The organism is Psychrobacillus sp. FSL H8-0484 (assembly GCF_038005325.1).
Lineage (GTDB): Bacteria > Bacillota > Bacilli > Bacillales_A > Planococcaceae > Psychrobacillus.
Map to the genome: position 1 here is coordinate 761653 of NZ_JBBOSZ010000001.1, position 24928 is coordinate 786580.

Genomic DNA, 24928 nt, shown 5'->3' on the forward strand with positions numbered 1-24928 from the left:
CTATGAACATAGGTAGAGAATAGTCTAGAATTGCACCCTATCATAAAATCCATAAAAATACATTCCTACTCAGATCCCTTGAAAGAATAATCTTCAAGGGATTTTTTAGCTAGATGGAATGTTACTGAGTCCTAATATCTAAATATATATTTACAATATATTTATTTGACCTTAATAATATTCAGCTATTCTTAATATTGTGTGAAGTTTGTGTGTTACAGATACAAATTAAAACCACTCGAAAAAAGAAAGGGGTTTACAAGTGAGAAAGAAAAGTAGTGTTCTATGGAAAAAAAGTATTGCTTTATTAATGCCGTTTGCTTTAATCATGCAAACAATTCCTGCTTATGCAGCAGAAAAAAGTGATACAGAAACAAATAACCGTGCAGAGTATTTAGGAATGAAGTTATATACGGGGGAGTTACATTCTCATACATCAATAAGTGATGGGGTTTTGTTCCCAGAGGATGCGGTTAAACATGTGGCGAAAAATACGAATCTGGATTTTTACAGTACGTCAGAACATGATGTGACGTTTGATATAACTACAGGCAATGATTATCTAGAAAGATACATAGATTCTTACTCGGAAGAATATAAGTTTTCAAGATCAGAGCTAGATCGATTGAATTCTGACAGTCTTGTTACAGTACCTGGGGTGGAAGTAACTTGGTATGACAATGCAGGTCATATTAATTTGTTCAATACAGAATGGTTTCCTAGAACAACTGGAGAAGGTGCGACAGGCCAATTTGGTATGGGCCAATTAATGTATGATCTGCCTACTTTTTATGGTCGTTTAGCAGAAGAGGAAGGTGCAATCGCGCAATTTAATCATCCAGATGCAAAGAGTAAAGGGAATTTTAATGGCTTTCGTCATTTAAATAAAGACATCGATGATAATGTTACGTTATTTGAATATAAAGTTGATCGTTATTTCGATACTTTCGTACAAGCTTTAGATAATGGGTGGCACCTTTCACCTTCCTATGGTGGAGATGAACATACAGCCAATTGGGGTAGTGGAAATCCTGCTTTAACTGGAGTATGGACTGATGAATTAACAAGAGAAAGTATATACGATGCAATGGCAAATCGTCGTACGTATGTAACTTTTGATGAAAATTTTGAATTAGGCTACTCGGCTAATGGAAAAATAATGGGTTCTATTATCACGGAAGATACAAAAGAACTTACGCTTAATGCGACATTAAAAGATCCAGATACAGAGGATCTTATAGACAATGTCACCATCTATACCAACAACGGTAAGATTGTAAAAGAATATAAAGATATTAATAGTAATGAGTTTGTGATTAATGAAACGGTCCCAACTAAAGATGGGGAATATTTCTTCGTAAGAACTTTCCAAAAAGATGGTGATGAAATACTTAGTGCACCAATTTGGGTTGGAGAGAAAACAAAAGGAACTAACTATGCTCCTGATATCACGATAGAAGAGCAATTACCTACTACCGTTCAATTAGGAAGTACAGTGGAAATACCTCCTGCAACATCTATTGATGATAGTGGAGAAACTCCTACCGTAAAAGCAGAAGTTTTCTATTCTAAAGGCATGGCAGAAGTGGTAGATAATAAATTCAAAATCGAAGAATACGGCGAATATTTTGTCCGATATAAGGCGACAGATTCGGCAGGAAATGCACGAGTGAAGACCGTCAGGATATTAGTAGATGATACTAATTTAGATGGAAATAAAATATTAAATGAATTTGCGCCAACCGTAAATGTTGGAGCAACGGAAAATGAAGTTGGGATTACACTAGTTACAGATAAAGCACTAAAAAAGGCATATGTTCAGTATAAGCCTGTAGCAGAAGAAAATTGGGCCAATGCAAACGTAATCGAAACAGAAGTATCTTACTTTGAATCTGCTTATGGAGAAAATATTGATAAGAGTAATTACAGAATTCTAGCTTCCCATGAGGCTGATTTATCTGGCCTACAAAAAGGAACAGAGTATGAATATAGATTTGGGATTACTTCAGAAGGTCCTTGGGAGAATCAAAACAAATTTGAAACAGCTCCTGAATCAGAAGATACTACTATTTACATCATGGGAGATCTTCAAGTACCGGATCGTAATCCAGAAAGCTTTAAACTTTACAGAGATATGTTAGATGTATTGAAACAAAAAAAAGCAGATGGAAAACTGATGATTCAAGTCGGTGACCTAGTAAACTCAGCGGGAATGACAGAAACTTGGACGGATGTATTTAAATACATTTACAAAGATTTGAATTTGTTATCAGCTAATATGATTGGGAATCATGAAGTCATCCAAGATGTGGATGCAAGTTCATACAGAAACTTCTTCAACTTACCTGATAATGGGGAAGGTACGTATACAGACGGCAATTATTCGTTTGATTACGGCGAAGCACATATCGCTGTATTAAACTCAATGGATTTCAACGATGAGCAGCTAAAGTGGCTGGAGAAGGACATGAGAGCGACCGATAAAAAATGGAAAATTGTCATGGGACATTTCCCTTATTATGGTGGTTCACATAGTGACGATGCTGGAATGAGTACAGGTAGAGCACAAATAACAAAAAAAATGCAACAATTAGGAATTAGTCTTTATATTGGTGGACATGACCATGTTTATAAACGAACTACAATTAGAGATGGTGTGATGAATAACGATCAAGAGGCTATGAACTTAGGAACTACTTTTATAACAATGGGTTCATCTGGTCCTAAATTTTATGACAACGAAGTCTATGAGTGGGATAACGTTGTATATGATGAAGATGTCCAAACAGGTGTGATTTTAGAAACGAATGAAAACTCTTTAACAATTAAGGCTTACAATAACGCAGGTACTGTTATTGATGAATTTACATTAACTCCACCTGAAAGTCATTTGGAATTATCGAGTGTAGATGTAGAAGATGGTGCATTTAATGGAGTAGGTATATTAAATTATCCAAATTCAACTGATAAAGTAACTGTAGTTGGAGCTACTTATGATGCAACAGGAACAAAACTGATCGATGCACAGACGAAAGAAGTAACATTAGAGGGACTTGGTCGTGAACAATTAATCAGTTTCGACAAGCCACTTGTTTATAATGATCAAAATATAGTAAAACTTTTTGTTTGGGACAATTTAACCAATCAAAAACCTATTTTCCCTTCTGTAACCGTTAGAGAAGCGATGGACGGGGAAGGTACTGCAGAAAATCCATATAAAATAGATAGTATTCAAGATTTCGATAAAATTCAGTACTATCCTGATAAACATTTTGTACTGACGGAAGATATTATCGGAAACCAAGATGTTATAACTGCAATTGGCTCCGATGCTATACCATTTAGCGGAGTTTTTGATGGCAATGGGCACTTTATTAAGGGTGTTGAAATTGCAACAATTGGTGCTGGATTATTCCGAATAAATAACGGAACGATCAAAAATATTGCTGTTTTAGATGCAAACGTTACGGCAGGAAAAAATGATGTAGGACTTCTAGTAGATGTTAATAACGGGACAATTGAAAACTCGTATACGACAGGATCCATTACTGGCTTATCAACTGTTGGTGGTCTAGTCGGTATGTCCAATGGAGTCATTAGGAATAGTTACTCTACAGCAAATGTAAAAGCAACGGCAAAACAAGCTGGTGGACTTGTTGGTATCACACGTGAAGGAAGTACAACAGAGAATGTATATGCAACTGGATCAGTTACTGCCGGATCAAGTAACGCTGGTGGTATTAGTGGGTATGGGTATGAAAATACAATCATTCAAAATAGTGCAGCATTAAATACTTCTGTCATTACGACTTCAGCAGCTAACCGAATTGTCGGACGAGTATTAGCTGGAGAAACAGCGACTTTGGAAAATAATATTGCTAACAATAAAATGATCGTAAGTAAAGAAGCTGTTACGTTAGAAGATGCCTCTAATGAAAAAGGTCTAAGCAAGACACAAGAAGAACTAAAAACACAATCTACGTATGAAGATTTATTACAATGGAATTTTGAATCTGTATGGGCATGGGATGAAATTATGGAAAGACCAGTATTAATGCAAAACAGAGAGAATGCTGAAAATAATGGGGCAAGTAAACCAGCATTAGATCAAGATGACAATGGTTTCTATATGATTAAAACCGCAGATGATCTTATGCAAATCAATCAATATTTAAATGAGAACTATATTCTTCAAAATGATATTGATTTAACAGGTAAAGTATTAAATCCAATTGGTGTTGATGCACCATTCATGGGGACGCTAGATGGTAACGGTAAAAAGTTAATTAATTTTAAATCGACTTCAGGTGCGTTATTCCATTTACATGGTGGATCTATTTATAATATTGCAATGATCAATGCAGATGTAACGGGAGAAGCTGGTGCTCCTCAAACAGGAGTTTTAGTTAGTGTTAATAGCGGGACGATTGAAAATAGTTATTCGACTGGTAAAGTAACTGGATCGAGTACAGTAGGTGGACTAGTAGGTTATTCAAATGGTGTAATACGAAACAGCTACTCAAATGCAGATGTAACAGCAACAGGGAGTCAAGCTGGTGGATTAGTAGGTATCACAAACTCTGGTAGTTTAACAGAGAACGTATATGCAACTGGTAACGTCAATGCCATTAAGAGTAATGCAGGTGGTATTTCTGGATATGCATATAACAAAACAGCTGTGAAAAATGCCATCGCATTGAATACATCTGTGACATCTCCATATGCGAATAGAGTACTAGGCCGTATTTATAGCGGACATACACCGATATTAGAAAATAACTTCTCTTATAGCGGAATGATGGTAGACATAGAAAAAATAAAAGACAACGTTGGAACATCAGTAACAGGATTAGGTAAAACAAAAGAAGAAATTGAAACGAAGGAAATGTATAGTACTTTATTAGGTTGGAATTTCGAAACCGTATGGGCATGGGATGAAGTGAATAAAGTTCCTGTACTACAATCGAATGCTCCGGTTGGTGGGACTCCGGGTGAGGAACCTGAAATTCCGGTGGATGCTCCAAATTTAGAAAAAGATAGCAACGAAAATTATAAAATTACTTCTATAAAAGATATAGAAGAATTGAGTAAGTATCCAGCAGAAAGCTACATTTTAGCTGCAGATCTTGATTACGCTGGAATCACAGATGCGACTCCAATAGCAACATTTTCAGGTAATCTCGATGGAAATGGCAAAACGATTAAGAATTTCACATCTACTGGTGGAGGTTTTATTAACTTAAACGAAGGTACGATTAAAAACCTTGCAATAGTAGATGCGGATATTACAGCTGGGAATATCAAAGCAGGAATATTAGCTAATACAAACAAAGGGTCGATTGAGAGCTCTTATACTACTGGCCAAATTACGGGTAATTCTACCGCATCTCTTTCTGCTGTAGGTGGTTTAGTAGGAGAGTCTACTGGAGCGGTAAAAAATACTTACTCAATAGCTAATGTAACAGCAAAAGCAAATCAAGCTGGTGGTCTCATTGGAATTACAATTGCGGGAAGCAATACGGAGAATAGTTATGCGACCGGTATTGTAAATGCTCTAATAAAAAATGCTGGTGGAATAAGCGGCTATGCATATAAAACAACAAGCATAAAAAATACAATCGCATTGAATGATTCAGTTAGTACTGTAACAAGTGCAAATAGAGTAGTAGGGAAAACTGGCTCTAATGCGGGTGCTATTTTAGAAAACTATGCCAAAGAAACGATGAGCGTTGCAAAAAAAGGCATAGCAACAGACCTGCTAACAAATGAGAACGGTCAAAGTATAGAGCAAGCATTATATGAAACAAAAGCATTTTATGTAGATACACTGAAATGGGATTTCGAAACGGTTTGGGCGTGGGATGAAGTAAATAAAGTTCCTGTTCTGCAATCGAATATGCCTGTTGAGGAACCTCCAGTCGAACAACCAGAAGATCCAAATGTAGATAATAATGGAAATTACAAGATTTCTTCTATTCAAGATTTAGAAGAAGTGATTAAGAATCCAGCAGGAAAATATATCTTAACTGCAGATCTTGATTTCGCAGGAATAACAGATGCAACTCCAATTGTTACATTTTCAGGTGTATTGGATGGAAATGGTAAGGTAATTAAAAACTACACGTCTACTACTGGTGGTTTTATTAACACGAACGAAGGAACAATCAAAAACCTAGCAATGGTCGATGCAGAAATTACGACTGGAAATAGTAAAGTAGGAATTATGGTCAATGTCAATAAAGGAACCATTGAAAATTCTTATTCTACCGGAAAGATTATTGGTAACTCTACTGTAGGTGGGTTAGTAGGGGAATCTGTTGGAACAGTGAAAAATGCTTATTCACTAGCAAATGTGAAAGCTAAAGTAAGCCAAGCTGGTGGCCTCATTGGAATAACGAATGTGGGAAGTACTACTGAGAATAGTTATGCAACAGGAATGGTAAGTGCAGCATCTAGTAATGCTGGCGGGCTTAGTGGTTATGCATACACGGGAACAACTATTCAAAACAGTGTTTCGCTAAACAAGTTGGTCAACACAGCATCAGCTGCAAACCGAGTTGTAGGTAAAATAAAAGATACTCCAACTTTAGTAAATAACAGTGCAACTACAGACATGCTGATAAGTACAGAAGGTCAAACAGTCGCAAGTGCTGATAATGAAAAAGGTATGGATAAGTCCCAAGCTGAACTAAAATCAAAAGGAACTTTTGAATCAATTGGATGGGATTTTGATAATGTATGGATGTGGGATACAAATGTAGAAAGACCAGTATTAAAAGTTGCTAAAGAACAAACGCAACCCATTGATAGTGAATCAGTTCCATCTTTAACGCAAGATGAAAATGGATTTTATATGATCGAAACAGCGGAAGACTTACAAGTGATTAATAGCTTCCCTAATGCGAATTATATTTTGCAGAATGATTTAGATTTAAATGGTACAACCATTTCGTCATTAGCAATAGATGCATTTTTTACAGGAACTTTTGATGGAAATGGGAAGAAAATAACGAACTTCACATCTACTAGGGGTGCGTTATTCGATCTAAATGCAGGAACAATTAAAAACATTGGGATTGAAAATGCAACTGTTACAGGAGCTAATGCTGCAGCTCAAACGGGTATCTTAGTTAATTTAAACTTTGGAACAGTTGAGAATAGTTATTCCACTGGAGCAGTAACTGGCAATATTGCAGTCGGAGGATTAGTAGGTTATTCGAATGGAATAATCCTGAACAGCTACTCGAGTGCAAATGTAACAGCAACTGGCAATCAAGCAGGTGGATTAGTCGGAATGACAAACTCCGGAAGTATTACAGAAAATGTATACGCTTCTGGTAATGTGACTTCGAGTGCGAACAATGCAGGAGGTATTACAGGATATGCATACAATAATACAACCGTAAAAAATGTCATTGCATTAAATGCATCAGTAAAAGCTTCTTATGCGAATAGAATAGTAGGCCGCGTAGCTAGTGGACAAACAGCAACGCTGGAGAATAACTTTGCCAATGAATTGATGACAGTTGATAAGAAAGGAATAGCCACTAATTCATTAGATAATCAAAACGGTCAAGATGTTTCATTGACCTTATCTGAAACACAAGCATTTTATGCAGACACGTTAAAGTGGAATTTCGAAACGGTTTGGAAATGGAATGAAGAGAAGAAACTTCCTGTTCTAAGAGCGTACGAACCTATTGTAGAAGCACCTATAGAAGCACCTATAGAAGCACCTACTATTTTAGAGGAACCGGTTGAAATAGTGGAACCTGAAGTTCCAACGGATGCTCCAAGTCTAGAATAAGATAGAGGACGATAAGGATTGTTCTAGTCAGTGCGGAGCAAATTTCTCACTGACAGAACTTTCAATGTACGAATGAATTTTTATGGAGGTAAAGAATGAAAAAAATAATAGGTACGTTCATCGCCGCAGTTGTAATGAGTCTATGTATTCCATTAATATCCCTTGCAGCAACGACTAATAATGGGGATGGAACTTTTACAACAAGTGGCCAGGATGCCAATCTTGCTAATAAAGTAATGACGATAACTGTTTTTAAAGGGAATGCATTCACATCTGAAAATTTAATGTACATCGATGAATTTACAGTGGACGAAACTGGTAATTACTCGATTACATATGAAACGAAAGAAGCATTAAAGAATAGCTTATCCTTTACGGTTCAAGTAGCATCAGAAGGTAATTTAATAGAGCAAAAGGTGTTTAAGTTAAATGGATCAACACCAGATCCGGATCCAACTCCATCAGATCCAGATGATAAAGAGGACAATGGAACAAAAGAGGATTCAGGAAAAATTGAAGTAGATGAGAAAGACGTTAATAAACAATTAAGTGATTCTAAAAATACAAAAGTGGAAATTAAAGCTCCAGCTTTAACGGATGCACAACCTAAATTAAATGTAGAAATGTCTGAGTCAGTACTGAAAACTATTGCGGCTTCTGGAAAACCATTTGTAGTAAAAGCGGGAGAAATGGAAGTAACCATTCCTTCCCAAGTACTAAAGGAAATTTCGAAGAATTCAGCTGGTAAAATGAATTTAGTAATGAATTTAGTGAAAGATTCAAAAGTTCTTCAAAACGGAACTTCATTATCAGATGTAATTGAATTTACTATTACAGTAGAAAAAGATGGAAAAGTAATTAAAGTTTCTACATTCTCTAAACCGATTGAAATTTCTATTCCAGTGAATGTATCTGAAGTAAAAGATGCACAAAAAGTGGCAGCATACTACGTAAATAATGGAGTGCTAGAATACGTTAACAGCAAATACGCAAAAGGAAAAGTAACATTTAAAACAAATCACTTCTCTCAGTTTGTAGTAGTTGAAAACGACATAACGTTTAAGGATCTAGAGAAGACTTGGGCAAAAGACTATATTGAATCTCTAGCGTCCAAAACGATTATCAAAGGGAAAACAGCAGATCAATTTGCACCAAATGATCAAATAACACGATCTCAATTTGCATTACTGCTTACACGTGCACTAAACCTTCCTAAGAAAGATTACGAAGGTACATTCTCGGATGTCACAGAAAAAATGACTTGGAACGTACTCGAAATTGAAGCTGCAAACCGTGCAGGCATCATTCTAGGCAGTGATGGTAAATTCAATCCAAACGAAAATATTACTCGTCAACAAATGGCAACAATGATCATCCGTGCCATTCAATTTAACGATGCTTCTATACTAGAGGGCGTAACAAGCAAAGCATCATTCGCCGACAATGCATCTATCAGCGATTACGCGAAAGAAAATGTTGGTTTAGCAGCTCAACTAGGAATCATTAGTGGAAAAGATCAAAATGGTCAACAAATTTTCGCACCAAAAGACAACGCAACACGCGCACAAGCAGCAAAAATGCTATACAACATGTTAGAAAATCTATAAACCACCTAGTTATATTACAGCGGTGTTACTGGTGCCAGGCACCAGTAACACTTTTGAAACAATGAACAATAGATTTGGGGAGAATCCTCTTGAGTCTTACGAGACTTGAGGGGATTTACTTTACTTATTTTTGTTTAGAAATTATCAAATAACAAAGGGGATACGTTATTGTCGTATTTTAATTGAAGGTATTTAGAACTAACTGAGTTGTAAAAACTATGTTGCATAGTTGGATAATTTTATATTTTTATGGGAAAAATTTCGTATATTAATATTTAGATCCGATAGAACCATGATATAATATCTATATCTAGAGAAATTATAGGAGGTATGAGGATGATGAAGGGTAATAAGTCACGACAAAAGTTGTATAGAACTGCGTTGGCATCGACATTAGCTACTGGGACACTTGTCGCGTTAGTACCAATTAGTACAAATGCATTAGAAATAGAAGAAAATGCTTTTTCGGATGTACTAAAAAATAAATACTATTATGAAGGGGTCAAAAGCTTAACCGCAAGAGGAATTATTAGTGGATACGAAGATGGCACCTTTCGACCAGGAGAGAATATTAGTAGGGCGCATGCTGCAAAAATTATGGCTCTGGCTTTAAATTTAGACACGAAGAATGTCAAAGATCCTGGATTTAAAGATGTGAGTAAGAATCATCCGTATTACGGGTATATTGCAGCATTAGTAAGCGCTGGAATTATAAAAGGTTATGAGGATAACACTTTTCAACCAAAAGCGAACTTAACTCGTGCACATATTGCTCAAATATTAGTACTAGGCTTTGGATTGGAAGAAGCGAAGCTTTCAAGTCTTCCTTTTAAAGATATTAACGACAAACAATGGTTTGCAAAATACATTCAAACATTATATTCAAATGAAATTACTACAGGCAAAACAACGACTACTTTTGAACCAAATGCTTTTGTTACACGTGGACAAGCAGCAACTTTCATTCATAGAAGTGAATTAGCTACACAACAGAAAGCTGTAGAAATAGTAGATATTTCGAAAAATGAACTCACATTATCTGTCGGTACGTATGCATTAAACTCAAGCCTACAAAACATATTTAACGAATCGAATTTAGCAGTGCTAAAAGGTGCAAAAATTGAGTACACAATAAAAGACAATGAAATTGTGGAAATAAGTTCTATTGAAGTTAATGCAAGCGGAAATGCGACAAGTAATATTTTGCTCGATGCGAAAGGATCCACATTTACAGGGGATTTTACAGTGAGTGGAGATTATATTACGTTAAAAAACCTAACGATTAATGGGGATTTAGAAATAGGAAGCGATTTAAAAAATTATTTCATTGGTGATACGGTTACGGTAGTAGGAAAGACGATCATCTCTGATCAGTTAAAAGCAAGGTACACCGCTAGTCTAACACCAATTGCAGCACCTCCATCTCCTACAATTATCTTTATAAATGCAAAAGTAGGGGTAGTTCAACTTTCGAAAGTAGATTCTATTTTTGATTTGAGGGAGAACTCAACTGTGGAATTAATTAATATTGATTCTAATGTTCAATTAAAAGCAGCTAAGAATAGTAGGATGCCAGTCGTAAACATTCGAACAGGAGCTACCCAGGTTACAATTAATACAAATGTTGGTAAATTAAACGTTAATTCATCAAGTAAACTATTTATCAATGGTTCTGGTAGTATTTCGGAAGCATCTGTTGGATCTCGGAGCAACGTAAGATTCGAAAATACTGGCAATGTCGATCAGTTAATTATCTTGTCTAACGATGTAAAAGTCTCTTTAGGAACTAAAACAAGAATAGGCGATATCACTCTTCCCGCTGACTCACAAGTAAAAAATATTATTGAAGACTATGATAAAGTAAAAGAAAATATTAGAAAAATTGGTGGCGTACCAAACCCTGATGTAAAACCGATCACACCTCCCTCAACTGGTGACGGTGGATATGTTCCAGGACCAACTCCTCAATAAAAGTAAACGAAACGTTGCTATATAAGCCGGGAAATAGGTGAAATTAGCGGGAAAGATAAATTCTTTTCTAACTGTTATAATCCATTTGATCGGTGCAATTCCGATTCTTGCAAAACAGTCTAATATGCAAGTGCCTAATCCTCCTGGGTCCAATGTCGCGCTGATACGCGAAAAGGGGCTAAGTCAGGTGAAGTCGTACTCAAGTAGTTGAGGCGGGGCTCTTTAAAAGACAGCTATGGTCAGGAAAACGAATCCATGTAGGTAGAGTGAGGTAGTGAATGTCGCGAATTGCTAGGAGTTCGGCATTCATCCTTATATCCGAGATGATGTAACGGCGGTCAGAACAATTGACTGTTAAACTGGTCGTACTCATTCCTAAATAGTGGAGACCTAAGGTTGTCAAAATAAGGGATGGAAATAATGGAACGTTTGAAGTCTTTATAGGATAGGTGAATCAGCACCCTTGAGACTATAAAGATGGCAGCGGGTTCGTAGTAGTGTCGATCGTTGGCCGATTGGACTTGTATGGTAACATACGAGAAGGTTAAAACCAGCAGGAGCAAAGGAACCCAGTCAGTACGTGTATTCAATAGAATGCCCATTTGCTGATGGCACGCCGTATGCGGTGAAAGCCGCTTGTACGGTGTAGGCCCGAACCGAAATTCACATTCATGTGAAATAAGACGGGAATAGCGCAAAAGCTTTAAATGCAATAAATGCATCCAAAAGTCCAGAAGAAACGGAGATAGCATTGGTGACCCATGCCAAAACACTAAATCTTTCTCTTGATGATTACAATGTACTTGAACTTGAATACAAAATGGCTGTTCATGAGGCTGTTTATAACGCTGGCCAGGATTATGTAAATATAGAGGATATAAAAAGAACATTTGAAGTGTCAGTAGTTACGCAAAAAAAATTACAAACCGCAATGATTGCGATCAATGCTGGCATAGCAACTACCCAAGATTATTCAACAGCGGGTATCACGAATGTAACATCCGAAAATTTAGCAGAAGTAAATGCCGCTGTAGCAACTAAGAAAACGACAAAAGGTTCAGACTTAAACAAACAAGAAATCCAAACTGAAGTAGATGTGGTTGTGCTAAAATTAGTAGCCATCGTAGCAATTAATGCAGGCAATGCAACAGTGCAAAACTATGTAACAGCAGAGATTACAAATGTAACTTCCGAAAATTTAGCAGAAGTAAATGTCGCAGTAGCAACTAAGAAAGCGACAATAGGTTTAGACTTAACCAAACAAGAAATTCAGACTGAAGTGGATATGGTTGTCCTAAAATTAGCATCTATTAAAGCAATTAATACTGGAAATGCAATAGTACAAGATTATGCAAATGCAGGAATCACAAATGTAATATCCGAAAACTTAGCAGAAGTAAATGCTGCAGTATCAGCTAAGAAAACGACAAAAGGTTCAGACTTAACCAAACAAGAAATTCAAATTGAAGTAGATGTGGTTGTGCTAAAATTAGCAGCCATCGTAGCGATTAATGCAGGCAATGCGACAGTGCAAAACTATGTAACAGCAGAAATTACAAATGTAACATCCGAAAACTTAGCTGAAGTAAATGCTTCAGTATCAGCAAAGAAAACGACAAAAGGTTCAGACTTAAACAAACAAGAAATTCAAACTGAAGTAGATGTGGTTGTCCTAAAATTAGCAGCCATCGTAGCAATTAATGCAGGCAATGCAACAGTGCAAAATTATGTAACAGCAGAGATTACAAATGTAACATCCGAAAATTTAGTAGAAGTAAATGCCACTGTAGCAGCTAAGAAAACGACAAAAGGTTCAAATTTAACCAAACAAGAAATTCAAATTGAAGTAGATGTGGTTGTGCTAAAATTAGCAGCCATCGTAGCAATAAACACAGGAAACGCAAATGTACAAGATTTTACAACAGCAGAAATTATAAATGTAACAACCGAAAACCTAGCAGAAGTAAATGCTGCGGTAATAACTAAGAAAGCAACAAAAGGCTCAAACTTAACTAAACAAGAAATACAAGTTGAGGTAAATGAAGTTGTAGCAAAATTAGCTGCAATCGCAGCAATAAACATAGGCAATGCAACAGTGCAAAACTATGCAACAGCTGAAATTACAAATGTAACATCCGAAAACCTAGCAGAAGTAAATGCCGCGGTATTAGCTAAGAAAACGACAAAAGGCTCAAACTTAACCAAACAAGAAATACAAGTTGAAGTAAATGCAATTGTAGTAACATTAGCTGCAATCGCAGTAATTAATACAGGAAACGCAACTGTACAAGAATATGCAACTGCAGGCCTCACAAATATAACATCCGAAAACTTAGCAGAAGTAAATGCTGCGGTATTAGCTAAGAAAGCGACAACAGGCTCAAACTTAACCAAACAAGAGATTCAGAAAGTTATAGATGAATTTATTGAAGCGAGGCTTACAATGGTAAAGGATAGAGCGAACGATTTACAAAGAGGATACTACACACAAGAATCATATGCTGCTGTTGTACAAGCGTTGGAACTTCCTGAAACAACTAATGCAGAAAAAATTACAAAAACAAAAGAACTTACAGAAGCTATTGATGATCTTAAGATGTATGTTACATCAATTACTCCTATCGCTGCTATTCAAGCAGGAAATAGTGAAACAGCTCCAGAAAATGTTGATAGTTTACTTCCCAATACAATCGAAGTCGTATTAGCAGATGGAACTACAAAAATAGTAACTGTTTTATCTTGGGTAGATGAAGATTCCTATGATAATACGATGAGTGGTTCGTATACATTTACAGCGGAATTGAATGTACCAACAGATATAGATGCAAGCAACATAACTATCTCAGTAGAAGTAGTAGTAATAGAAAAGAGTGAATCTGTTATGAGTAAAGAAATCACATCTTTTGACTTTACTACTGTACCTGGAACGTCTGCTAAACTAAACAGCAAGCCTGTAACAGACAGTGATTTCACAGGAAAAGAGAAAAGTTTTACAATTTTAACGGATGGACAAAGAATTCCAGTAACAATTGGATGGAAACTTTCTACAGACTTTACCAAGGGTCAATCAATGGGGGGGGTTGTAGAGAGCGCAATTCAAGACTATTACTATAGAATTCAAGGTGCCGATGGATTAATGAATAGACCGATATATTCTGTAGGTTTCGATGATACTTTCTATATCTCATCTTTTAACACGGGTTCTCAGTCATCCATTACATTAGAAGGAAATGATTGGTCATATTTCTTCGATCAAAATAATAGCGTAGGAAAGGATGCAGATACATCTAAAAACCGTCTTTTCAATGTTAATGATGGAGTAAAAACAGCTACTATCCAACTAACAGGAAAGTTTTCAAGTATGGAGAAGCTGGTGAGTCAGATTAATGCACAAATAAAGAGAGATGGTGTATCCGCTATTGCTGAAAAAGTAGATGACACTCATTTCAAAATAACAGCTGTTTCACCAAGTGTGAAAGTTACTATCGGTGGAACGAACAAAGATGACTTATTTTAAATTAAGTTAAATCATGAATGGTTAACACTAGTGTTCTTTAGATATAACGACTTATTTTATAATATGCATATGAAAAGAGGAAACGGAGAGGCATGAATACTCCGTTTTCTCTTTTTTCTATCACTAATTCTCTCTCAAACTAATTTGATACCAATATTACATTATTTACTAGATTCAACTTGCGTTAGCAATTTTATAAAATATTTTATTAATTTATCCTCTGAAGAAGCATATTCAGGGGATTTTTTTATTCTTTTTCTAAACAGATTGGCTCTGTGAAATTAGGGTGCTATTTTTTAAAAGCATATATTTTCGTCCATACATTATCCTTTAACTGAATAAAAAGATTAAAAGCTCTTTTTTTAATCTTATTTAAACATCTTTATCAACATCCTCACATATGGTGAAGGGAGAGGCGATATTAACGTCCAATACGAGTAAATCTAGTTCATAGTTTCGAAACTTGGAAGGTTGATATAGCCTCATATATTAGAACAGTTTCAGCAAGACTATTAGATTAATAGGAGGCTAGGAAATGAGAGCAAGCAAGAAACTACGCCAAAAATCGTATCGAGCTGCGTTGGCAACAACGTTGGCAGCTGGATCACTTGTCGCGGCAGCACCAATAAACATGAACGTGGCAGAAGCACAAGAGGTTTTCTTCAAAGATGTAACAGAGAGTCAGTATTTCTACGAAAGTGTAAAAGATTTAACTGCTAGAGGATTTATTAGTGGATATGAAGACGATACATTTAGACCTGCTGAAAACATTACTAGAGGACAGGCTGCGAAATTAATTGCCCTTGCATTAGGGTTAGACACAGAAAACGTAAAAGATCCTGGGTTTAAAGATGTTAGTAAAAGTAATCCTTACTATGCTTATATCGCAGCACTTGTGGATGCAGGAATTATAAAAGGGTATGAAGACGATACATTTAAACCAAATGGAAATCTAACTCGAGCACATATTGCTCAAATGCTAGTAGTAGGTTTTGGGTTAGAGGAAGAGAAACTCTCAAACCTACCATTTAAAGATATTAATAATAAACAATGGTATGCACATTATATCCAAACCTTATTTACAAACAAAATAACAACAGGTAAAACAGCTACTACATTTGAGCCGAATGCATTTGTAACACGTGGACAAGCTGCCGCTTTTATTTATAGAACAGAAGCAGCTGCTGAACTACAAAATGTAAAAGTAATAGATATCTCTAAAAACGAATTGACCTTATCTAATGGAAAGTATGCATTGAATCCAAGTTTGCAAGGCATATTTAACGAGTCAAATTTAGCCGTGTTAAAAGGTGCAAAAGTTAAGTACACAGTTAAAAATAATGAGATTGTGGACATTAGTTTGATTGAAATTGTGGCGAGTGGGACGGCAACTAGCAACCTTGTACTGGATGGAAAAGGTGCTACATTTGCTGGTGTTCTTACTATTAAGGGTAATTATATATCGGTTAAAAACCTTACGTTGTCGGTATTAAACATACAATCTGGAGCTACTCATGTAACGTTGGATGCGAAAGTTGGTAAATTAAACATCCAATCGAAGGATGCCAAAGTCTCATTAGGAGCTAATGCAAGAGTGGGAGACCTTATTCTTCCAACCGGAGTAAATGCGAAAGATATAATCCTAGACTATGAAAAAGTGAAGGGAAATATCGTCAAAATTAATGGCGTAGCAAACCCTGACATAAAACCAGTGACACCACCTGCTAGTAATGGCGGCGGAGGAGGTAGTGGAAATGGAAATAATCCACCTCCAGTTACTGAAGATAAAAACTTTGAATTATCCCTGATGCATTTCAATGATACACATGCACATTTAGATAACGCTGCGAAACGTGTAACAGCAGTGAATGAAGTTCGTGCAGCAAAACCAAATTCACTCTTATTAGATGCAGGGGATGTATTCTCTGGAACATTATATTTCAATGAATTTAAAGGACAAGCAGATTTAGAATTTATGAATCTAATGAAAGTCGATGCAATGACATTTGGTAATCATGAATTCGATCTTGGTTCATCTCCTGAAGGTCACAAAGCGTTAGCAGATTTCATTAAAGCAGCAAATTTCCCGTTTGTATCAGCAAACGTAGATTTTTCAAATGATGAGTTGTTTACTGGATTATTTGATACCAAAATATCAAACGCTCCCAAAAAAGGTAACATCTATTCAGGTATTGTAAAAGTGGTGAACGGCCAAAAGGTTGGAATTTTTGGTTTAACAACTGCCGATACGAAAGATATCTCTAGTCCTGGAAGCATTACATTCTCTAACTATATTGAAGATGCGAAAAAGATGGTTGCTGAATTTGAAAAAATGGGTGTTAACAAGATCGTTGCTATCACACATATCGGCTATGACGATAATCCAGCAGTAGATAATGACATCGAGCTAGCAAAAGCTGTGGAAGGTATTGACGTTATTGTAGGTGGACATAGTCATACAACATTAGAAAAACCAGTTTTAATTAAAGCAAATGCTGAGCCAACCATTATTGTGCAATCCGGTCAATATGCTGAAAATCTTGGTACGTTAGATATTACGTTTAATAAAAAGGGTGTAGTTGTTGCGCATGAAGGAAAGCTAATCAATGTCGCTGGGAAAAAGGAAAACCCAGAAGCGGCTGCAATACTTAAAAAATATGCTGATAAAATTGCAGAAATAAAAAATAAAGAAACTGGTGCAACTGCCGTAAATGCATTAGAAAACCCTCGCACTGGTGGGGATAATACAAAACCGAGTGTACGCAAAAATGAAACACCTTTAGGAAACCTGATCACGGATGGCATGCTGGCAAAAGCAAAAGAATATAACAAAGAAGTTGTCATGGCATTCCAAAATGGTGGCGGGATTCGAGAATCTATTAATCAAGGACCTATTACAGTAGGGGAAATAATTAACGTGCTTCCATTCGGAAATACGTTAGCGACGATGGAACTAACCGGTGCGGAAATTAAAGAGACATTTGAAACAAGCTTTAAAGACTTTCCTCGTGAAAACGGTGGATTCCTTCATGTAGCTGGTGCGCAAGTAAAATTCGATTCTTCCAAACCAGTTGGAGAGCGTGTCGTATCCATTGCTTACAAAAATGTTGATAATACGTACACTGATATCCAAGACGAAATAACTTACACAATTGCAACAAATGCATTCACTGCTAAAGGTGGAGACGGCTATACTGGTCTCAAAAAAGCATATGAAGAGGGCAGAGTAACAGATCTTGGTCTATCAGATTGGGAAAATCTACGTGATCATATTATCAAGCTAGGGACCGTTGATCCAAAGATTGAAGGACGAATTGTAGATGTTAAGGGTGAAACTATTCCAGAAGAGTTTGAACTATCCCTAATGCATTTCAATGATACGCATGCTCATTTAGATAACGCTGCAAAACGTGTAACAGCAGTGAACGAAGTACGTAAAGCAAAACCAAACGCATTGCTATTAGATGCAGGGGATGTATTCTCGGGGACATTGTACTTTAATGAGTTCAAAGGACTAGCAGACTTAGAGTTTATGAATTTAATGAAAGTCGATGCGATGACGTTCGGTAACCATGAATTCGATCTTGGTTCATCGGAGGAAGGTCATAAAGCGTTAACAGACTTCATTAAAGCGGCAAACTTCCCGTTTGTATCAGCTAACGTGGATTTCTCAAATGATGCATTGTTTACCGGTTTGTTTAATACAAAAGTCTCGACCACTCCTGAAAAAGCGAATATCTATTCAGGTATTGTCAAAGAAGTGGACGGAGAAAAAGTAGGGATTTTCGGTTTAACAACAGCGGAAACAAAAGACATTTCAAGCCCTGGTAGCATCACATTCTCTAATTATATTGAGGATGCAAAAAGAATGGTTGCTGAGTTTGAGGCAATGGGTGTCAATAAGATCGTTGCCATTACACATATCGGCTATGATGATAATCCGGCAGTAGATAACGACATCGAGTTAGCAAAAGCAGTTGAGGGTATCGATGTAATTGTCGGTGGACATAGTCATACAACATTGGTAGAACCAGTTCTGATTGGTGTAAATGATGAACCAACAATAATCGTTCAAACAGGTCAATATGCAGATAATCTAGGGACACTTGATGTAACGTTTGATAAAAATGGTGTAGTTGTAGAACATGCAGGTAAATTGATAAAAATTGCAGACAAAACAGCGGATCCTGAAGCAGCAGTATTACTTAAGAAATATTCTGATAAAATTGCAGAAATATCAAATGAAGAATCTGGTGCAATTGCTGTAAAAGCTTTAGAGAATCCACGTTCAAACGCAAATAGTAATGAGAGCGTTCGTAGCAACGAAACACCACTAGGAAATGTAATTACAGATGGCATGCTGAGTAAAGCAAAAGAGTACAACCAAAATGTAATCATGGCGTTCCAAAATGGTGGGGGAATAAGATCGTCTATTAATAAAGGTCCTATCACTATCGGAGAAATAATTACGGTACTTCCATTCGGAAATACATTAGCAACTATGGATCTAACAGGAGCTGAAATTAAAGAAGCATTTGAAATTAGCTTTAAAGAACTCCCACGTGAAAATGGTGGATTCCTACATGTTGCTGGTGCAAAAGTGAAATTTGACTCTTCCAAACCAGTTGGAGAACGTGTTGTATCCATCGCCTATAAAAATGCAGATAATACGTACACTGAAATCCAAGATGATGTAATCTACACAATTGCAACAAACGCATTCACAGCTAAAGGCGGAGACAGCTATACAGTATTCAAAAAAGCTTACGAAGAGGGCAGAGTTACCGATTTAGGTTTATCTGATTGGGAAAATCTTCGTGATCATCTAGTAAGTCTAGGGAACGTAGATCCAAAAGTAGAAGGACGCATTGTAGATGTAACTAATGTAGGAGGGGAAATCCCTGGAGGAAATATTCCGGCTGCAGATTTCTCTGGTACACCTGAAGTGCCAAAAGTATACAATGGCGACGTTACAGTAAACGTTCAAGACGTATCCTTCCTTGGTAATGTAATTATCAAAGGAAACTTAATCATTGTTGGAACATCCACTGCAAACATTTCTCTTGGAAATATGATTGTAGAAGGGGACTTGGATCTTTCAGGACATGAAGGCAACGTTTACGGACTAGAAGATATCGAAGTATACGGAGAAACAATTTTTTAATAACATTCGCAAAGCTTTCTATTAGAGAGCTGAAGGCTTTGCGAAACATTTTTATAATCACTTTACTAGAAATCCCTATATTAAAGGAGAATTGTATAGATGAGAAAAAGGAATTGGAAGAAGTATATAAATGGCTTCTTATCCGCAACTCTAGTAGCAGGTCTAGTTTTGCCAGTGATGCCATCGAAAGTAGTAGCCGCTACGAATGCCTCTGACTTAATTATTTCGGAATACATCGAAGGTAGCAGTTTAAACAAAGCAATTGAACTTTACAATGGGACCGGTGCATCAATCGATTTAAGTCAATACTCTCTTGAGCTTCATACAAATGGAGCAGCTGTTGCCGGCGCTAAGATAAATTTAGTAGGTACACTTGAAAGTGAAATGACGTATGTTGTATACAATAGTGGAGCAAATGCTGATATAAAAAGTAAGGGAAATCTCATAAACAACACCGTCATTAATTTCAATGGAAATGACCCGGTCGTTTTAAGAAAATCAGGTACAATAATTGATTCCATTGGGCAAGTTGGTCCAACTACAAACTTTGCTGCAGATGTGACACTTGTACGGAAAAGTAATATTGTTGCTGGAGACACAATTATCGATAACGCATTCGACCCATCGTCTGAATGGACGACATTGCCGAAAGATGATTCCTCCAATTTAGGCTCGCACACGATGGATAGCGGAGGTCCTCCTGTAGAAAACCAAGTAGATGTTGTAACAGTATCTATACCATCTTCAAGTGTTCCAGCAGGCACGGAGATTATTTTATCAACAAACACAGATGGAGCATCCATTTACTATTCTACAGATGGATCTAATCCAACTAGTTCAAGTACTAAATATGAGGCTCCAATTGTTATTGACAAAGACATGACGATCAAGGCAATCGCGGTGAAAGAAGGATTTGAAGATAGTGCAGTTTCAGAATTCACCTATACAGTAATAACTGAATCCGGTAGTCTTTCAATTGCTGAAGCACGAGCTACAGCTGTTGGTGAAACTGTGACGATTAAAGCGATAGTAGCTGCGAACTTGAAAAATACTGTTTCTGTACAAGATGCAACAGGCGGTATTGCAGTTCGTCCTGCAAATCTATCTGCGACAGTAGGCGATGAAGTAACCCTTACTGGTAAATTAGCAGAATTCCGTGGACTTCTTCAATTAGATGGAGCAAACATCGTTGAAAAAACGGAAAATGTCGGAGCGCCAACTCCTAAAGTTGTAACAGGAGCAGAAGTGAATGAAGCCAATGAATCACTTCTTGTTCAAGCGAAACAAATTACTTTAACCGCAGTAAATGCAGGAAATTATACAGCGACAGATGGAACTACAAACTTCATTGTACGTGATGAAAACAACTCACTAGGTTTAAGTGTAGGTAAAACGTATGAATCAATCACTGGTATCGTGCAACAGTTCGATGCAGCTTATCAAATCATTCCACGATCTATTCAAGATATTGTAGAAGATAGCACCACACTACAACCGGTTGCAGCAAATCCTGGAAGTGGAACATTTGTTGGCGGCACAACCGTAATACTGTCCACAACAACGGCAAATGCAGAAATTTATTACACATTAGATGGTTCAGAACCGACGAATGCAAGCACAAAATATACAGCACCATTCGAAATTAATAAAAATACAACGCTTAAAGCTGTAGCAATTACAGCAGATGGCACTGCAAGTGAAGTAAAGACTTTCGAATATGTCATTACAGATAGTCTGCAAATTCATGACATCCAAGGAGCAGGACACTTTACTTCTTTTGACAATAAATCTGTAGAAGGTATTCAAGGGGTAGTAACCTATTCTTTTACTTTGAATGGGTCAAATTATTATCATATCCAAACACCAGATGATTTAGCGGATAATAATCCAAACACATCGGAAGCAATCCTTCTTTATAGCGGTAATAAAACTTTAACGGTAAAAATTGGAGACTTAGTATCAGTTACTGGGAAAGTAAGTGAATTTGCATACGACGGATATGATGATCGTCAACAAACAGACTTGAAAACTACCCAAATCAATGTTCGTGATGATCAAGGTGGAAAAGTGGAAGTCATTAAAAGTGGCGTAGCTTTACCAGCTCCAATCTTAATTGATGAAACTAAAATGTCTCTAGCTAAAATTGATAGCGACAATCTTACAGTTTTCAATCCAACAGTGGACGCAATCGATTTCTGGGAAAGTATCGAAGGAATGCGCGTGCAAGTTGGAAATGTGAAAGCAGTAGCACCTCAAGAGCATGGCGATTTGATTACGGTTTTAGAAAATGCACCTACAAACTCACTTCATGGAGGTGTGTTATATGAAAAAACTAATCAAAATCCAAATCGTATTCAATTCCGTTTAGAACCAAACGGACCGGGACGTGATTTCGAAGTAGCGACAGGTGATAAATTTAGGGGTCCGATTACTGGAGTGGTAGGCTATTCATTCCAAAACTTTAAAATCTATGTCTCTTTAAACGAAATGATGGCTGCCCATACAAAAGGAACTGCAACACCAGAAAAAACAACCATTGTGAAAACAGAAGATAAGTTAACTATTGCTTCCTATAACTTAGAAAACTTCTCGAATAACAAAACATCCACTTCAGACGACAAAGCACGTAAATTAGCAAGAGCGATTGCTACCGATATGCAAAGTCCTGATATTGTTGGTGTAACAGAAGTGCAAGATAATAACGGTGAGAGTACAGGGGATTCAAAAGCAGATCAAAGCTATGGTAGATTAATTGCTGCTATTAAAGCCGCAGGTGGACCAGAGTATAAATATGTAAATATTGACCCTGTGAACAACCAAGACGGTGGAGCACCGAATGCGAATATTCGTGTTGGATTCCTATACAATCCAGAACGAGTTAAATTAACGGAAGGTATTTCTGCTGGGGATGCTACAACTGCTGTTGGTTACGAAAATGGTAAGTTAACACTTAACCCGGGTCGTATTGATCCAAAAAATAGTGCATTTATCAGTAGCCGTAAACCGTTAGCTGCACAATTTGATTTCAAAGGTGAAAGCGTCATTGTGATTGCGAATCACTGGAATTCAAAAAATGGCGATACACCTCTATTTGGATCGATTCAGCCACCAAAATACGACAGCGAAGTACAACGTAAAAAAATTGCAAAAATAGTTTCTGACTTTGTTGTAGATATTAAAACGAAAAAACCAGATGCAAACATTGTATCTTTGGGTGACTTTAACGATTATCAATTTGCCGATGCACTTTTAATTCACGAAGGCGAACAGATGACAAACATGATAAACAAAGTAGAAACGCCAGATCGTTACACATATCTATATCAAGGGAACTCACAAGTGCTAGATCATATTTTAGTCACTAAGAATTTAGAAAGCAAAACAAAAATCGATATTCTTCATATCAATGCAGACTTCACGGATATGGCAGGTCGTGCTAGTGATCATGATCCAGTAATGGTTCAAATTGATATATTAGCAGAAGATGAAGTTGTAGTACCAATCGTAGCTGAAAAAACATACAATATTAAAAATCTGCAAACGAAGAAATTAACAATTGGCAAACCTAGCGTTTCTATTACGCTGGATGACCATTCCGTCATTACAGAAGGCGTTCTTTTCACAGGGGCCTATGCAGAATTCCATGGTGATGGCTTTGCAGAGCATACTGTAACGATCAAACCAGTAAATGCTGGGGCGATTATAGATTTCAAAGGAACAGTAGTGAAAAAGGTTATTATTGATGGGACTAATGTGAAAGAAATAAGAGGCGCTGAAAATATCCAAGAGTTTGAATTTATTAATGGTGCAGATAGCAAAAATATTAAAATCACAAACTCAAAAGGGGAACCCATTGTGGTTCCTTCTTTACCTGGTGAAAATCAAGCACCTATTGTGAAAAAAACGATCCCTAACGCAACAGTAAAAAATGGAGAATCTATTTCAATCCTATTAACAAATCACTTCTCAGATCCTGAAAATAACGCGCTATCTTTTACCTCAACAAAAGGAACGATTAAAGATGCTTCATTAACATTAAATCTTGAAGAAGGAAGCCACATTGTTGGCGTTACAGCTTCAGATGGTGAAAAAAGTGTGACGACAAGCTTCAGTGTACTTGTGACTTCCGCTAACTCTCCAACCGATGACTATTATAAAGATGCTATTGGTAAAGAAGGTCAAGCGTTAAAAGCTGCACTACATGAAATAATTGATGAGCATACACAACTTTCATACGATGAAGCATGGGTAGCATTACGTGAAACGGATGAAGACCCGAATAATAAAAGCAATGTAATATTGTTTTATTCCGGAGTATCACGATCCAAAACGAAAAATGGAGGCAATGTAGGAGATTGGAACCGAGAACACACCTGGGCAAAATCCCATGGAAACTTCGGCACAAGTAAAGGTCCAGGAACTGATATCCACCACTTGCGTCCGACCGATGTACAAGTAAATAGCGCAAGAGGAAACTTGGATTTTGATAACGGGGGAAGTCCAGTTAGCGGATGTAACGGATGCTTTAAAACATCCAGTTCATGGGAAGCACCTGATCGTGTCAAAGGTGATGTTGCACGAATCCTATTCTACATGGCAACACGCTATGAAGAGGGTGATAAAGTAAACTTAGAATTAAATGACAAACTTAACAACGGTAGTGCCCCATTCCACGGAAAGCTTTCTACACTTTTAAAATGGCACGAGCAAGACCCAGTGGATGACTTCGAAAAAAATAGAAACAATGTCATCCAAAAATGGCAAGGCAACCGCAATCCATTCATCGACCACCCGGAGTGGGTAAACTCGATATGGAAAAAAGCAAGCTAAGTACGTGCCAGTCACCAGTACAATTCAGAAAC

At 36.9% G+C, this 24928-nt stretch carries 6 protein-coding genes; all 6 read left to right on the plus strand.

The window, feature by feature from the left end:
- Positions 1-262 precede the first annotated feature (262 nt).
- The 6 genes from MHH81_RS03620 (at position 263) to MHH81_RS03645 (ending at position 24896) form a co-directional block, all read left to right on the plus strand.
- Positions 263-7807, plus strand: a complete 7545-nt coding sequence (locus MHH81_RS03620) for a CehA/McbA family metallohydrolase (RefSeq protein ID WP_340917974.1) — start codon at positions 263-265, stop codon at positions 7805-7807.
- A gap of 95 nt (positions 7808-7902) precedes the next feature.
- Positions 7903-9414, plus strand: a complete 1512-nt coding sequence (locus MHH81_RS03625; RefSeq protein WP_340917976.1) for an S-layer homology domain-containing protein — start codon at positions 7903-7905, stop codon at positions 9412-9414.
- Positions 9415-9750: 336 nt separating this feature from the next.
- Positions 9751-11385 (plus strand): S-layer homology domain-containing protein, encoded by a 1635-nt coding sequence (locus tag MHH81_RS03630; RefSeq protein ID WP_340917978.1) that lies wholly within the window; start codon positions 9751-9753, stop codon positions 11383-11385.
- 754 nt (positions 11386-12139) lie between these two features.
- Positions 12140-14902 (plus strand): hypothetical protein, encoded by a 2763-nt coding sequence (locus MHH81_RS03635; protein ID WP_340917981.1) that lies wholly within the window; start codon positions 12140-12142, stop codon positions 14900-14902.
- A gap of 535 nt (positions 14903-15437) precedes the next feature.
- Positions 15438-20066: a 5'-nucleotidase C-terminal domain-containing protein gene (locus MHH81_RS03640; RefSeq protein ID WP_340917984.1), complete on the plus strand. Its 4629-nt coding sequence runs from the start codon at positions 15438-15440 to the stop codon at positions 20064-20066.
- 99 nt (positions 20067-20165) lie between these two features.
- Positions 20166-24896, plus strand: coding sequence for an endonuclease (locus MHH81_RS03645; protein WP_340917985.1), 4731 nt, complete (start codon positions 20166-20168; stop codon positions 24894-24896).
- Positions 24897-24928 lie beyond the last annotated feature (32 nt).

Bases quoted from the DNA above. Each gene is read 5' to 3' on its own strand.
- MHH81_RS03625 (WP_340917976.1), top strand. From the start codon at position 7,903: ATGAAAAAAATAATAGGTACGTTCATCGCCGCAGTTGTAATGAGTCTA.
- MHH81_RS03630 (WP_340917978.1), top strand. From the start codon at position 9,751: ATGATGAAGGGTAATAAGTCACGACAAAAGTTGTATAGAACTGCGTTG.
- MHH81_RS03640 (WP_340917984.1), top strand. From the start codon at position 15,438: ATGAGAGCAAGCAAGAAACTACGCCAAAAATCGTATCGAGCTGCGTTG.
- MHH81_RS03645 (WP_340917985.1), top strand. From the start codon at position 20,166: ATGAGAAAAAGGAATTGGAAGAAGTATATAAATGGCTTCTTATCCGCA.